A 13,185-nucleotide genomic window follows, 5' to 3' on the forward strand; every position below is an offset into this window, starting at 1 on the left:
ATGGCTCAGGCACTTGGTTATCTGAAGGAAACCGCCTCCCAGACCGCGGGTCCCTATGTGCACATCGGCTGTACACCGAACTTCACCGGCATCCACGGCGTCTACGACAAGGATCTCGGCTCGGGTTCCTTGGTCAACGACCAGACGCGAGGCGAGCGGATCACCATCCGCGGTCAAGTGATCGATGGCGCCGGCACGCCGCTCAAAGATGCACTGGTGGAGATCTGGCAGGCGGATGCGGATGGACTCTACAACAGCCCCTCGGAGACGCGCGGCAAGGCGGACCCGAACTTCTTCGGCTGGGCTCGCTGCCCGGGAGATATGGAGACCGGCGAATTTGTCTTCGAGACCATCAAGCCTGGCAGGGTGCCGTTCCGTGACGGGCGGCTGATGGCGCCGCATGTCACGTTCTGGATTGTGGCGCGCGGCATCAACCTCGGGCTGAACACGCGCATGTACTTCTCCGACGAGGAGCAGGCGAATGCGGAGGATCCGATCCTGGCGCGCATCGAGCACCGGGTCCGGGTTCCGACGCTGATCGGCAAGCGCGAGGGGAACGAAGTTAGGTTCGAAATCCATCTGCAGGGTGATAAGGAAACGATCTTCTTCGACATCTGATCGGACCGTCATGAGTTCTTCTGCCTTCACTCATCCGTTTCTTTCGGCGCTCCTGGGGGACGACGAGACGGCCGGCTTCTTCTCGGTGGAAGCGGACATTGCCGCCATGCTCGGCTTCGAACGAGCACTCGCCAATGCAGAGGCGGCCGCTGGTCTTGTTCCGGTCGCCGCCGCCGAGCGGATCGGGGAGGTGTGCACCACCTTCGTCCCGGACATGTCCGCACTGCGGGCAGGGACGGCCAAGGATGGCGTGGTCGTGCCGGAGTTCGTGAGGCAGCTGCGGTCGGCGGTCGGCAAGGAGCTCGAGAGCTATGTCCATTTCGGTGCCACCAGCCAGGATGTCATCGACACGGGCCTGATGCTGCGGCTGCAGCAGGTCTGTCGCATGTTTCTGGGACGCCTTTCGGGCCTCGACGAAGGCTTCGAGAGGCTTCAGGATCAAATCGGATCGCACCGGATGATGGGCCGCACGCGGATGCAGGCTGCAATGCCGATCAGCGTCGAGGACCGGCTTCGCGCATGGCGGGAGCCGCTTCAGCGGCACCGCCAGCGACTGGAGCAATTTGCCGCCGAAGGTTTTCCGGTTCAGTTGGGCGGCGCTGTAGGGAACCTGGACAAGCTCCGTGACAAGGGGCCGGTCATTCGCCTTGCAGTAGCCAGCGAACTAGGCCTTGCGGACGAGCCGCAGTGGCAAAGCCAGCGGGATCGCGTTGCAGAGTTCGCGGGCCTGCTGTCGCTGATCACGGGGAGCCTGGGAAAACTCGGGCAGGACGTTGCCCTGCTGGCGCAGTCTGGCGGGGAAATTGAACTTTCCGGCGGAGGCGGATCGTCCGCGATGGCGCATAAGCAGAACCCGGTCGGGGCGGAGGTGCTGGTTTCGCTGGCCCGCTTTAATGCCACGCAAGTATCCGGTCTGCATCATTCGCTGGTTCACGAACAGGAGCGCTCCGGTGCCGCGTGGACGCTGGAGTGGCTCATTCTGCCGCAGATGGTGATGGCAGCGGGCGCGGCGTTGCGGATCGCAACGGAGCTTCTGACAAATATCCGTTCGCTTGGCTCTCAAATTCATAACTCGTAGGATATGAATGTTGGCCAGTATTTCATTTTACATTACCACTTCGTGTGGCAAGGTTGAAGCACCAGAAAGCTGATAAGAGGACGTCCAGACACGGACGGTCGGCACAGGGAGGAAACATGAAGAAGCTCATCACTACAACCATTGCGGCTTTCGTTTTGTCGAGCGCCGCTTATGCCGACACAATCAAGGTCGGCGTCATCGGACCGTTTTCCGGGCCGTTCGCCCTGCAGGGCAAGAACTTCAAGGCGGGCATCGACGCCTATTTTGCGCTCCACGGCAACACCGCCGGCGACGATACTATCGAGGTCATCTACCGCGACGTACCGCAGCCGGATCCGGCGCAGTCGAAGGCGCTCGCGCAAGAACTGGTCGTCAAGGAAGGGGTCCAGTATCTTGCCGGCTTCTACTTCACACCAGACGCCACGGCAGCGACCCCCATTCTCGAGCAGGGCAATGTGCCGATGGTGGTGATGAATGCCGCGACCTCGGCCATCGTCACGAAGAGCCCTTATGTGGTGCGCACCTCGTTCACGACCTGGCAGACGTCGACGCCGATCGCCAAGGTTGCCAAGGATGCAGGCGTCAACAAGGTCATCTCCATCGTCAGCGACTATGGTCCGGGCGTTGACGCCGAAAACGCCTTCAAGGCGGCCTTCGAGAAAGAAGGCGGTGAGGTCGTTGAGGCGATTCGCATGCCGCTGTCGACCAACGACTTCTCGCCGATCATGCAGCGCGTGAAAGATTCCGGTGCGGAAGCCGTTTTTGCATTCTTGCCGTCGGGTCCGACCACGCTCGGCTTCGTCAAGGCGTTCAACCAGAACGGCCTCAAGGATGCGGGCATCAAGCTGTTCGCTCCCGGTGACCTTACGCAGGAATCCGATCTGCCGGCTCTTGGTGATCAGGCGCTCGGCATGCAGACGACCTTCCACTACGCCGTCTCGCACGACTCTCCGGAGAACAAGGAGTTCGTGGCTGCGGCACAGAAGGCCATTGGCAATCCGGCGGAACTCTCGTTCCCGGCCGTCGGCGCATTCGATGGCATGCATGTGATCGCAAAGATGATCGAAGCCACGGGTGGCGAACAGGATGCTCAAAAGGCGGTGGAGGCCGTAAAGGGCTTGTCCTGGACGAGCCCGCGCGGGCCGGTCACTGTCGATCCGGAAAGCCGTCACATCATGCAGAACATCTATCTGCGCGAAGTGACAAAGGCTGATGACGGCTCCTATTTCAACAAGGAGATCCAGACCTTCGAGAAGCAGGGCGATCCGGGTCTCGAAGCTGCGAAGTAACATTAGCTAGACAGTGGATCAGGCGCGGAACCTTGAGCGGTTGCGCGCCTGATCGCAAGAATGGGAGAGAGTGGCGCCGATGCAGACCGTGTTCAGCATAGCCGTCGACGCGCTGGCTTACGGAATGGTGCTGTTCGTGATTTCGATCGGCCTTTCCGTCACGATGGGATTGATGCGCGTCGTCAACCTGGCTCATGGCGCATTTGCCATGATCGGCGGCTATGTCGCCTCCTATGCCGCGCGCGACCTTGGTCTCGGATATGCGGCTGCGGTGTTGCTTGCGGTGGCCGGCACGGTGCTGATTGCGATCCCAATAGAGCGGCTGCTTTACAGGCGTGTATACGGTGCGCCAGAGCTCACGCAGGTGTTGATGACGATCGGCATCACCTTCTGCATCATCGGCATCGCCAACTTCGTCTTCGGGCCGACGCTGAAGACGATCCCGCTGCCGGACACTCTGCGCGGGTCGGTGGATCTCGGCTTCCGGTCGATTGCGACACATCGGATCTTTGCCATCATCTGCGGCCTAGTGGTTGCGGCGGCATTGTGGTTCCTGATTGAGAAGACGGCTTTCGGGATCAAGCTACGCGCCGCAGTGGACAATGCGGCCATGGCCGCAGCACTCGGCGTTAGGACGGAGATCGTCTACGCCGTCAGCTTTGCCGTCGCGATTGGCCTTGCCGCACTCGGCGGCGTTGTCGGGGCCGAGCTTCTTCCGGTCGAGCCCTATTACGCCCTTCGCTACATGGTCACCTTCCTCGTCGTCGTTTCCGTGGGTGGCGCGGGCTCAATTCCGGGTGCGCTGCTGGCCTGTCTTCTGCTCGGCGCAATCGACACGACCGGCCGTTACCTCGCTCCTGAGTATGGTGAGTTCTTCTTCTACCTTGCGGTGATCGTCATCGTCATCCTCTTCCCGCGCGGCCTTGCAGGGCGGTTTAAATAATGGCGGCCAGCACGACTCAAACACTTGCGGCCGGTGCACCGGCGCGCCGAAACATCACCGGCAGCCTGATCGGCATCGCCGCCATCATCGTGATCGGGATCATCGGCTACTACCTGTTCCCGAACAACCTGGCGCTCCTGACGCGCATCATCGCTACTGCCCTGCTGGTGCTGTCGATCGACCTCGTGACGGGCTATTGCGGCGTCGCCACGCTCGGTCATGCAGCCTTGTTCGGCGCCGGCGCCTATGCGGCGGGGATTGCTTCGGCACATTACGGAATCTCCGACCCGCTGCTGATGACTCTCGTTGGCGCATTGGCGGGCGCAGTCGCCGGATTGGTCTCGGGCCTGATCATCCTGCGTGCGCATGGCCTGCCGCAACTGGTGCTTTCTATCGCGGTGATCCACCTCTTCCACGAAGCCGCCAACAAGGCATCCTCCTGGACCGGCGGCAGCGATGGCCTCTCCGGTATCGCGCCGACGGCCTTGCTCGGCTTGTTCGAGTTCGACCTCTGGGGGCGCACGGCCTATATTTACGGGCTGGCTCTCCTGCTGATCGTCTTCGTTCTCCTGCAGCTCCTCGTGCGCTCGCCCTTCGGCATGCTGGCCCGTGGCGTGCGGGAGGATCCGCTGCGCATTTCGGCCATGGGTGCTTCGGTTCAATCGGTGCTGCTGCGGATGTATGTGATCTCCGGCGTCGTGGCGGGGATTGGCGGTGCGCTCAGCGCCATGTCAACTCAGGTGGTCGGGCTCGACAGCCTGTCGTTCACGCTTTCCGCGGAGTCGCTCGTGATGCTGGTGCTCGGCGGAACGGGCAGCCTTTACGGCGCGCTGGTCGGGACCGTTTCCTTCATGTGGTTCGAAGATGTCGTGTCCGCAGCCAATCCCTTCCACTGGCTCACCATGGTGGGCGCTCTGCTGATTGCGGTCGTGCTCTTTGCGCCGAGAGGTCTCTATGGGACGGCCGCCGCCCTGGTCCAAAGATTGAAGGGAGGGCGCGCATGATTCCCCTGTTTGGAGTCCAAAACCTCAACAAGAGCTTCGGAGGCCTCGCAGTCACCAACAACGTTTCGCTCTCTCTTGCGGCGGGGGACCGCCTAGCGCTCATTGGCCCGAACGGCGCCGGGAAAACGACTTTCGTCAATCTCGTTACGGGGAACCTTCTTCCCAATTCCGGAACCGTGCGCCTGGCAGGCCAGGATGTGACGCGGCGCAACGCCATGGAGCGTGTGCGCCTCGGGTTGGTTCGTTCGTTCCAGGTGACGCGCCTGTTCTACGGAATGACGCCGGAGGAGCATCTGGCGCTCGCGGTCCTTCAGCGGGAAGGCAAATCCGGGCGGATGGTCGGGCGCTACCAGGCCATGCCGGAGGTGATGGACGAGGTGCGCGATATCCTCGACCTGCTCGGTCTGCTCGAGCTGTCGCATCTGAAGGTGCGCGAGATCGCCTACGGGCAACAGCGCCTGCTGGAAATTGCGCTCGCGCTGGCGTTGCGGCCAAAGGTGCTGCTGCTCGACGAGCCAGCTGCCGGCGTGCCGCAAAGCGAAACGGCACGTATTGAACAGGCGCTAGATAAGCTGCCGCCGGACTTGGCGGTTCTGATGATCGAGCACGACATGGACCTGGTGTTTCGCTTTGCCAAGCGCGTCATCGTGCTGGCAGCCGGAACCGTGATCTTCGACGGATCGCCTCAGGACGTCACAAAAGATGCCCGCGTGCGGGAAGCTTATCTCGGGAGCTATGCGAATGTCGGCAGCGCCGCTTGATATCGAAGACCTGTCGGCCGGCTATGGCCCGACGCGCGTCGTAGAAGGCGTCTCCTTCTCCGTTGCTGCCGGGTCGCGTCTTGCAGTTCTTGGCCGCAACGGCATGGGCAAGACAAGCCTTTTTGCAACGCTCGCGGGACAGACCAAACGCTATGGCGGCGCGATCCGGCTTGGCGGACGCGACATTGCGCGTGAGCCGAGTGCGGCACGCGCTCGCCTCGGCCTCGGCTATGTTCCGCAGACCCGGGACGTGTTTCCGACGCTGACGGTGGAGGAAAATCTCTTCGTCGGATTGAAGGGTCGGCCGAAGACTGATGTCGAAGAAGCCTATGAAATGTTTCCGCGGCTGAAGGAGCGTCGCCGCAACCTCGGCAGCCAACTGTCGGGTGGCGAGCAGCAGATGCTTTCGACCGCACGCAGCATTCTGGGGCAGCCGAGCGTGCTTCTTCTCGACGAACCGCTGGAGGGGCTGGCGCCGGTTATCTGCGAGGAACTGATGGCCGCTTTCGCGCGGCTCGCACAATCCGGCAACATGACGATCCTGCTCGTAGAACAACGGATCCAGAGCGCGCTCGACTTTGCCGACCACGTGATCGTCATGGAGCGGGGCAGGATCGCCTGGTCGGGTACCCCAACGGCATTGGCCAGGGATCACGATACCGTCGATAGGCTGCTTGGCGTCGGCGGTCTCCACTAGGGTACAGTCTCGGCAAAGCGCATTGGGAGAGTACAGATGGACAAGACAGTGCGGAGCGCGGCAGAAGTCGTCTCCCAGATCACAGACGGAGCAACCGTCATGATCGGCGGCTTCGGCGGCTCCGGCGCGCCGATCGAGCTCATCCACGCCATGATCGACCAGGGTCCAAAGAACCTGACGGTGATCAACAACAATGCGGGCAATGGGCGGATCGGCATTGCAGCGATGATCGACGCTGGGATGGTCAGGAAGATGATCTGCTCCTTCCCGCGTTCTTCCGATCCGCGTGCCTTCACTGACAGATATCTGGCCGGAGAGATTGAGCTGGAACTTGTGCCGCAGGGCACGCTCGCAGAGCGAATCCGCGCCGGTGGCGCCGGCATTCCGGCCTTTTATACCCCGACCGCTTATGGGACCGAATTGGCCGAAGGCAAGGTGATCGCGGAATTCGATGGCCGCCCCTATGTTCAGGAGCGATGGCTCAAGGCCGACTTCGCTATCGTCAAGGCGCAGCTGGGCGATACCTACGGCAACCTTACCTACAACAAGGCCGGTCGCAACTTTAATCCGCTGATGTGCATGGCTGCCGCCAAGACGATCGCTCAGGTTTCAAAAGTCGTCGCTGCCGGTGAGATCGATCCGGAGCATGTGGTGACGCCCGGGATCTTTGTGGATGCAGTCGTCGAGGTTGCCAACCCGCAACAGGAAGAAGAGCTCATCCGAGCCGGAGTGGCCTACGCATGACCGATGCTCCCACGATCAATATCCGTGACGATATCAAGCTGTCCAACGCCCAGATCGCCTGGCGCGCGGCGCAGGACATCATGGATGGCGCCTACGTGAATCTCGGGATCGGTTTTCCCGAGATGGTCGCCCGCTTCCAGCCGCTGGGCCGGAAGGCGATCTTCCATACCGAAAACGGCATTCTCAACTTCGGCAAAGCGCCGCCTGAGGGCGAAGAGGACTGGGATCTGATCAATGCCGGCAAGAAGGCAGTGACGCTGAAGCCCGGTGCTGCCTTCTTCCATCATGCCGACAGCTTCGCCATGGTGCGGGGCGGTCATCTGGATGTTGCGATCCTGGGCGCGTACCAGGTTGCTCAGAACGGCGATCTCGCCAACTGGCGCGTCGGCTCAAAGGGTGTTCCAGCCGTCGGCGGCGCCATGGATCTCGTGCATGGTGCGAAGCAAGTCTTCGTCATCACCGAGCACGTCACCAAGGATGGAAAGCCGAAGCTGGTCGAGAAGTGCACATTCCCGCTGACCGGGGTTGCGTGCATCACTCGCGTCTACACGAGCCATGCCGTGATCGACATCAAGGATGGCATATTCGTCGTCCGTGAAAAGCTCGCGGCGATGACCATGGACGAACTGCAGGCGATGACGGGCGCACCGCTGCACACGGATGGCGCCGTCGCCGATCTCGTCGTGCCGGAACTCTGAGGATTGAAAATGACCGAAGCCTATATCTGCGACTATATCCGCACGCCGATCGGCCGCTTTGCCGGGGCTCTCTCTTCCGTCCGGGCCGACGACCTCGGTGCCGTGCCGCTGAAGGCGCTGATGGAGCGCAATCCTTCCGTCGACTGGGAAGCCGTCGAGGATGTGATCTATGGCTGCGCCAACCAGGCCGGCGAGGACAACCGCAATGTTGCGCGCATGGCGTCTCTGCTGGCAGGTCTCCCCGTTTCCGTCACCGGCACGACGATCAACCGTCTTTGTGGCTCCGGCATGGATGCCCTGTTGACGGCCGCCCGGGCAATCAAGGCCGGCGAGGCGGAGCTTATGATTGCCGGCGGGGTAGAGAGCATGAGCCGCGCGCCTTTTGTCATGCCGAAGGCCGAAACCGCCTTTTCCCGCAATGCAGAGATCTACGACACAACGATCGGCTGGCGTTTCGTCAATCCGCTGATGAAGAAGCAATACGGCGTCGATTCCATGCCGGAGACCGGCGACAACGTCGCGATCGACTTCAAGGTTTCCCGTGAAGATCAGGACGCCTTTGCTGTGCGTAGCCAAGAGAAGGCGGCACAGGCGCAGGCGAACGGCCGGCTGGCAAAGGAGATCACCTCCGTCAGTGTTCCTCAGCGCAAGGGCGACCCGGTCATCGTGGACCGCGACGAGCATCCGCGCGCCACCTCCATGGAGGCGCTTGCGAAGCTCAAGCCCGTAAACAAGATCGAAGGCGGCACAGTGACGGCGGGCAACACGTCTGGTGTGAACGATGGTGCAGCAGCACTGATCATCGCATCGGAAGCGGCTGCCAAGAAATATGGCCTTAAGCCGATCGCACGTGTACTCGGCGGGGCTACCGCCGGTATTCCGCCGCGTATCATGGGCTTCGGCCCTGCACCCGCGTCGAAGAAGCTGCTCGGCCGCCTCGGTCTCACGCAGGAGCAGATGGACGTGATCGAACTCAATGAAGCTTTCGCCAGCCAGGGGATCGCTACCTTGCGGGACCTCGGCATCGCCGACGACGATCCCCGCGTGAACCGCAATGGGGGCGCCATCGCGCTCGGGCATCCGCTCGGCATGTCCGGCGCCCGCATCGCCGGCACCGCAGCGGTTGAGCTGAAGGAGACTGGCGCCCGCTATGCGCTTGCCACCATGTGCATCGGCGTCGGGCAGGGGATTGCGGTCGTGATGGAGCGGGTGTGAGCAAGCCTCGGTTCCGTTCGGCTTCGCAGCCCGCTCAGTCCTGCATGTCAGCTTGGTAGAAGCTCCGGGCGTCCTCGAAGATCGCCCGGCGCTCCTCGTCACGCGTGTAAAACATGTGTCCGCCGCGATAGAGTTCCAGGCTTGTCCGATCCCGGGCGAGTTCCGGCGGAAGATGGCTTAGAACATAGCCGCTCATCCCATAGGGCGTGAGAATGTCGCTATAGCCGTGCGCCACCATCAGCCGGAAGGACGGGATGACGGAGAGAAGGTCGCGGATGTCGGTGGAGACGCTTGCTGTGGCACGGCTTTCGCCGTGGCTGCCGTTCCATTCCCAGCGACGGTTTACGTCCTCGTTCAGCAGGGTGTAGGTCATCGGCGTGTCGAAGCCCAGCGTGTCACGGGCGTAGTTGGCGAAGGCGGAGCCGTAGGCGCGGGTATAGCCGTCCAGAACCGGGTCGTCGTTGCGTGCCGTGCTGGATTCTGGATAAGGATCGGGCAGCGAGGCACCTGCGTCGTAAGGGCTGACGATGCGTCCGGCACCGCCCGCCTCCTTGGCATAGATATCGCCGACAAACCCGTGCGTCCGCTCAACGGCTGCAAGGGGGAGACCCGTCAGTTCGGCCACACGCTGGTAAAATGCCTGCGCCTCCGCGCCGGTCTGAATTGGGCCGGCAAGCGTCATCAGATAGTCCGTCATGGCGAACCGCTCGATTGCCGGCACCGCATCGAGGGAGAAGGCACCCTTGCGCTCGAGCTCTGCTGCGGCGAGCGAGGGGAACTGTAGCGACGAAGCAAGCGGGTCCTGGTCAAGACCGAACAGAAAACGGCCCTCGATGAGCGGCGAAATCATGATGATGCCGGCTGGGATCATGTTCTGGCTGTTCTTCATGGCGAGCGCCACCTTGGCGGCCCGGAAGCCGCCATAGCTTTCACCGAGCAGGTACTTCGACGCCGTCAGAAGGTTGTTCTTCTGGACGTAAAGAGTGATTGCCTTGGCGATGCTCTCGGCATCCTGGCGGACGTTGAAATAGCGCTCCGCCGCGTCGTCGCTGACGGCCCTGCTCCAGCCGGTACCAGTGGGGTCGATCAGAACGAGATCGGTGAAGGCTAACCAGCTTTCCGGATTGTCCTTCAGCTGTGGCTGTGTGCCATCAGCGTTATCCCCGTCGAAGGGAAGGATCTTCGGGCCGACGAGACCGAGATGCAGGTAGGCCGAAGCAGCGCCAGGGCCGCCGTTGAAGGCAAAGGTGACCGGCCGATCGGGGGGGCGATCTTCTTGCAGATAGGCTGTATAGAAGATCTTGGCATTCCGCTTGCCGTCCTGCCCGATCAGGTCAAGCGTGCCGGCGGTTGCGGTGTAGCGCAATTCGCCTTTCCGTGTCTGAAGCACGTGATGCGTCACGGAGTCCGCCGGCAGGAGATCCAGGAGACCTTGCCCCTCCGACTGTGCGGCCGAGCGCTCTTGTGCAGCTGGTTCCTGCGCCAGCGCCGTCAGCGGCGAAAGCAGAAGCAGGGCGAGCAAGCACGACAGGACAGGTTTGAAGAACAAGACAATCTCCCGAGACGAGGTGGTTACACTCCATCTAGGGCAGGGGCGCAGGCTGGGCATCTCAATTACCGTTGATCCTTTCGTGACTGGCTACCGGCGGTGGACGATGCACCTGCCTTGTCCTTGCGGCGTCGCCTCTACTGAAGCGCAGCGATCTCTGCCGCCGTTATCCGACCGTCGCCATTCTTGTCGACGCGGGCAAAGGCGAAACCTTATCAGGCCGCCGCCCTTATCTTCTGCGCCTGGGGTCGTCCTGCCTTGGCAAGGATATCGATGAAGATCTGGAGCTCATTTGCGTTAACTGCGCCGTCTCCGTTTGTCGACATACCACCGCAGCGCCGCATTGACCTGGTTGAATGCACCAACCGCCATCATTAGGCCGCCGAATGTGAGGTTTCCGGCAAAGTAGACCGGCGCGGCGATCAGGATCGGCGGGACGGTCGAGAGCCAACCGAAACAGCGGAGACCCAGGTGAGGTTGGTATAGCCGAGAGCCCGACGAGGTTTTCGTTGGCATGCATCAGGGCGAACCGAAGCTCTGCTTCCTTGGAATGCGATCAGCATTCAGAGAGGGCATTCTGCGACCGACGATGTTGCTGAGGAGCGAAGCCAGTCCTGCATACAGAAGGGCTGCCCATACTATGTAACAGGGTATTGCGATTTCGCCACCTCCGAGGTCAAAGCGGAAGGTGGAGGAGATCATCGATAATCGCCGATGTAGGCTCGCAAGCAGGACCTTGGAGTTGACCAGACCGATCGCAAGGGAGGTCGTGAGTTCCGACAAGTTGCGCGCATCTTCATGCAGTCGCTGGTCCGGATTGACGCCGACCGCGCCGAGATGGGCAAGCCGCAATGCACGCCTTGGCTTCAGCAAGAGATCGACAAGGTCGCGCGTCAGACCCTCGCGCATGTAAAGCGCCGTGATCTGGTTCAGCCAGGCCTGGATAACGTTCAAGACGAGGAGCGGGCCCGCCAACACGGCAAACACCTGCAGCTGATACAAGAAGGCGAGCATGTCGCGGCGCTCGAGCGCATTATAGAAGGGCACGTTCCACTGGTTCAGGCGATACTGCGCGTAAACCGTGGTCAGGATGATAGTCAGAAGAGCGACCGTGTAGCCGAGGACCCAGTTGCGCACGGACGAATGCCAGAAGGCGCCGAGCATCTTCCCAAGTTGACTGGAGAAGGGCAGAGCGAATTCTCGGACCTCTTCTTTAGAGGTCTATTGACGATCCTGCTGCATCACCCGAAGTTCCGAAAGTGGTGGACAAGTTCTACTGTCATAGCCTCATCCCATTCAAAAACGATGAACCAGATCAATCTGCTGCTGTTGACGTGCGTCAAGCTCGTCGCTAGCAAGCGGTTCAGCCGTTTCATCCTCCAGCGAAAGTAAAGAAGAGGCGGATGCCGAAGAAGCAGAAGCATCGCGATGAAGATGCTCGCGAGCAGGATGCGGAAAGGCCGCGGCTGGAAAAGCTGCGCAAAACTTGGTCGAAGGCGAGCGAGGAAGAGCGGGCTGAATTTCTCCGAACTCTTCCACGTGACCAGGTTATGTTTTTCCCGCAAGGGGAAGCGCCGCTGGTGGCAAACGGCCGGTATCTGCTTCAATCGACCAAAGCTCGCGTCCAGCGGATCATGGTGAAGCGCAATGTCCGACCCGACGAGATTGCTTCAGAGATGGGATTTTCTGGAGAAGGAACCGCTTTGGCTCGCGCTCTGATCAGGGATGCCAGTCTTCGACTCTCCATGGTTCGAGCGCTTGCGTTGTGGCTGGAGGAACAAGAGCGCCCGTCGAGCATTAACCGGGTTACGCGGTGCCGCTAGCGTATGCGGTATACCGGCTGTAAGTTCTCTTTCTTCGCCTCCAATAGCTTGAAGTCATTGGCGCGAGGGGCAAGTAGTGGTTCACTGTCTGCTTGTCGGGCAAGGGGTGATTTGGGGTTTCTCCCCGTAATTGAAATGGTGGCGACAACATCACAAAGCCGGGATTGACGACCGTCAGCTTCACGCCTTCCCGCTCAAGTTCGGGGTAGAGCCCCTCACACAGGATGTGGAGAGCCGCTTCGGCGCGCCGTAGAACGCGCCGCCTGGCAAGCCGACATAGCCGGCCACGGACGCGATGACGGCAGTATGGCCGGCCCGGCGCGCGACCATCCGCGGGATAGCTGCGTCCATGCAATACCCGGTGCCCACCACGTTCAGCTCCATGACATCGGCAAGCGCTGATCCTTTGAAGCGTGTGGCGCTGTCGCGCTTGTAGCTGCCGGCAGAAAGGAGGGCGAGAGCAATTTGGCCAAGCGCCTGTTCGATCCTGTCCACCGTCGTCGGGACCGCCTCCTGTTCCGTCACGTCGAGGGGGAAGGAAAAGATCCGGCCCGGCCGAAGCGCTTCGAGTTCCGCAAGCTTGCCGGCGCTGCGGGCGCTGACGGCGTCTGTCCAGCCTTCGTTGCCCAACCTCAAGGCCACAGCACGCCCTAGGCCGGAGCTGGCTCCTCTAACCCAAGCCAGCTTCGACTGAACGTTGCTGCCCCTTGGCGAATTCATCACGCACCCCCAGTCACTAACGTCATGCTACGCGCTGACAGGAGGT

13 protein-coding genes and 1 pseudogene are annotated in these 13,185 nt (G+C 61.4%); 11 read left to right on the forward strand and 3 right to left on the reverse strand.

Going from position 1 to position 13,185, the window contains the following annotated elements:
- The 10 genes from pcaG (at position 1) to pcaF (ending at position 9,047) form a co-directional block, all read left to right on the forward strand.
- On the forward strand, positions 1 to 618 hold the full coding sequence (pcaG, locus tag MUU54_RS07455; RefSeq protein ID WP_247243404.1) for a protocatechuate 3,4-dioxygenase subunit alpha: 618 nt from the start codon (positions 1 to 3) through the stop codon (positions 616 to 618).
- Positions 619 to 628: 10 nt separating this feature from the next.
- Entirely contained in the window at positions 629 to 1,696 is a 1,068-nt protein-coding gene (locus MUU54_RS07460) for a 3-carboxy-cis,cis-muconate cycloisomerase (RefSeq protein ID WP_247243405.1), read from the forward strand.
- A gap of 116 nt (positions 1,697 to 1,812) precedes the next feature.
- On the forward strand, positions 1,813 to 2,985 hold the full coding sequence (locus tag MUU54_RS07465; RefSeq protein ID WP_247243406.1) for an ABC transporter substrate-binding protein: 1,173 nt from the start codon (positions 1,813 to 1,815) through the stop codon (positions 2,983 to 2,985).
- Positions 2,986 to 3,064: 79 nt separating this feature from the next.
- On the forward strand, positions 3,065 to 3,928 hold the full coding sequence (locus MUU54_RS07470; protein ID WP_247243407.1) for a branched-chain amino acid ABC transporter permease: 864 nt from the start codon (positions 3,065 to 3,067) through the stop codon (positions 3,926 to 3,928).
- Positions 3,928 to 4,932, forward strand: a complete 1,005-nt coding sequence (locus MUU54_RS07475; RefSeq protein WP_247243408.1) for a branched-chain amino acid ABC transporter permease — start codon at positions 3,928 to 3,930, stop codon at positions 4,930 to 4,932. Before MUU54_RS07470 ends, MUU54_RS07475 begins: the two co-directional genes overlap by 1 nt.
- The gene (locus MUU54_RS07480) at positions 4,929 to 5,693 is read left to right on the forward strand and encodes an ABC transporter ATP-binding protein (RefSeq protein WP_247243409.1); all 765 of its coding nucleotides are present in this window, start codon (positions 4,929 to 4,931) and stop codon (positions 5,691 to 5,693) included. The genes MUU54_RS07475 and MUU54_RS07480 overlap by 4 nt, the downstream gene beginning before the upstream one ends.
- Entirely contained in the window at positions 5,674 to 6,390 is a 717-nt protein-coding gene (locus MUU54_RS07485) for an ABC transporter ATP-binding protein (RefSeq protein WP_247243410.1), read from the forward strand. Before MUU54_RS07480 ends, MUU54_RS07485 begins: the two co-directional genes overlap by 20 nt.
- 36 nt (positions 6,391 to 6,426) lie before the next feature.
- A complete protein-coding gene (locus tag MUU54_RS07490) occupies positions 6,427 to 7,134 on the forward strand; it encodes a 3-oxoacid CoA-transferase subunit A (RefSeq protein WP_247243411.1) in 708 nt (235 codons plus the stop codon).
- Positions 7,131 to 7,832 carry a 3-oxoacid CoA-transferase subunit B gene (locus MUU54_RS07495; RefSeq protein WP_247243412.1) on the forward strand — a complete coding sequence of 234 codons (702 nt, stop codon included), beginning with the start codon at positions 7,131 to 7,133 and terminating at the stop codon, positions 7,830 to 7,832. The genes MUU54_RS07490 and MUU54_RS07495 overlap by 4 nt, the downstream gene beginning before the upstream one ends.
- Positions 7,833 to 7,841: 9 nt before the next feature.
- Positions 7,842 to 9,047 carry a 3-oxoadipyl-CoA thiolase gene (gene pcaF, locus MUU54_RS07500; RefSeq protein ID WP_247243413.1) on the forward strand — a complete coding sequence of 402 codons (1,206 nt, stop codon included), beginning with the start codon at positions 7,842 to 7,844 and terminating at the stop codon, positions 9,045 to 9,047.
- Between the two features lie 34 nt (positions 9,048 to 9,081).
- On the opposite strand, the gene MUU54_RS07505 is transcribed toward pcaF, so the two are convergent.
- Positions 9,082 to 10,596 carry a S10 family peptidase gene (locus MUU54_RS07505; RefSeq protein ID WP_247243414.1) on the reverse strand — a complete coding sequence of 505 codons (1,515 nt, stop codon included), beginning with the start codon at positions 10,594 to 10,596 and terminating at the stop codon, positions 9,082 to 9,084.
- Between the two features lie 318 nt (positions 10,597 to 10,914).
- Positions 10,915 to 11,787, reverse strand: a pseudogene (locus tag MUU54_RS07510) (SbmA/BacA-like family transporter); the annotation flags it as partial.
- A gap of 212 nt (positions 11,788 to 11,999) precedes the next feature.
- Here MUU54_RS07510 and MUU54_RS07515 point away from each other — a divergent pair.
- Positions 12,000 to 12,419 (forward strand): hypothetical protein, encoded by a 420-nt coding sequence (locus MUU54_RS07515; protein WP_247243415.1) that lies wholly within the window; start codon positions 12,000 to 12,002, stop codon positions 12,417 to 12,419.
- 180 nt (positions 12,420 to 12,599) lie between these two features.
- On the opposite strand, the gene MUU54_RS07520 is transcribed toward MUU54_RS07515, so the two are convergent.
- The gene (locus MUU54_RS07520) at positions 12,600 to 13,139 is read right to left on the reverse strand and encodes an SDR family oxidoreductase (protein WP_247243416.1); all 540 of its coding nucleotides are present in this window, start codon (positions 13,137 to 13,139) and stop codon (positions 12,600 to 12,602) included.
- Positions 13,140 to 13,185 lie beyond the last annotated feature (46 nt).

The organism is Pseudorhizobium tarimense (assembly GCF_022968135.1).
GTDB classification, from domain to species: Bacteria; Pseudomonadota; Alphaproteobacteria; order Rhizobiales; family Rhizobiaceae; genus Neorhizobium; species Neorhizobium tarimense.

Bases quoted from the DNA above. Each gene is read 5' to 3' on its own strand.
- pcaG (WP_247243404.1), top strand. From the start codon at position 1: ATGGCTCAGGCACTTGGTTATCTGAAGGAAACCGCCTCCCAGACCGCG.
- MUU54_RS07480 (WP_247243409.1), top strand. From the start codon at position 4,929: ATGATTCCCCTGTTTGGAGTCCAAAACCTCAACAAGAGCTTCGGAGGC.
- MUU54_RS07460 (WP_247243405.1), top strand. From the start codon at position 629: ATGAGTTCTTCTGCCTTCACTCATCCGTTTCTTTCGGCGCTCCTGGGG.
- MUU54_RS07465 (WP_247243406.1), top strand. From the start codon at position 1,813: ATGAAGAAGCTCATCACTACAACCATTGCGGCTTTCGTTTTGTCGAGC.
- MUU54_RS07515 (WP_247243415.1), top strand. From the start codon at position 12,000: ATGCCGAAGAAGCAGAAGCATCGCGATGAAGATGCTCGCGAGCAGGAT.
- MUU54_RS07490 (WP_247243411.1), top strand. From the start codon at position 6,427: ATGGACAAGACAGTGCGGAGCGCGGCAGAAGTCGTCTCCCAGATCACA.
- MUU54_RS07475 (WP_247243408.1), top strand. From the start codon at position 3,928: ATGGCGGCCAGCACGACTCAAACACTTGCGGCCGGTGCACCGGCGCGC.
- MUU54_RS07495 (WP_247243412.1), top strand. From the start codon at position 7,131: ATGACCGATGCTCCCACGATCAATATCCGTGACGATATCAAGCTGTCC.
- MUU54_RS07485 (WP_247243410.1), top strand. From the start codon at position 5,674: ATGTCGGCAGCGCCGCTTGATATCGAAGACCTGTCGGCCGGCTATGGC.
- MUU54_RS07470 (WP_247243407.1), top strand. From the start codon at position 3,065: ATGCAGACCGTGTTCAGCATAGCCGTCGACGCGCTGGCTTACGGAATG.
- MUU54_RS07520 (WP_247243416.1), bottom strand. From the start codon at position 13,139: ATGAATTCGCCAAGGGGCAGCAACGTTCAGTCGAAGCTGGCTTGGGTT.
- pcaF (WP_247243413.1), top strand. From the start codon at position 7,842: ATGACCGAAGCCTATATCTGCGACTATATCCGCACGCCGATCGGCCGC.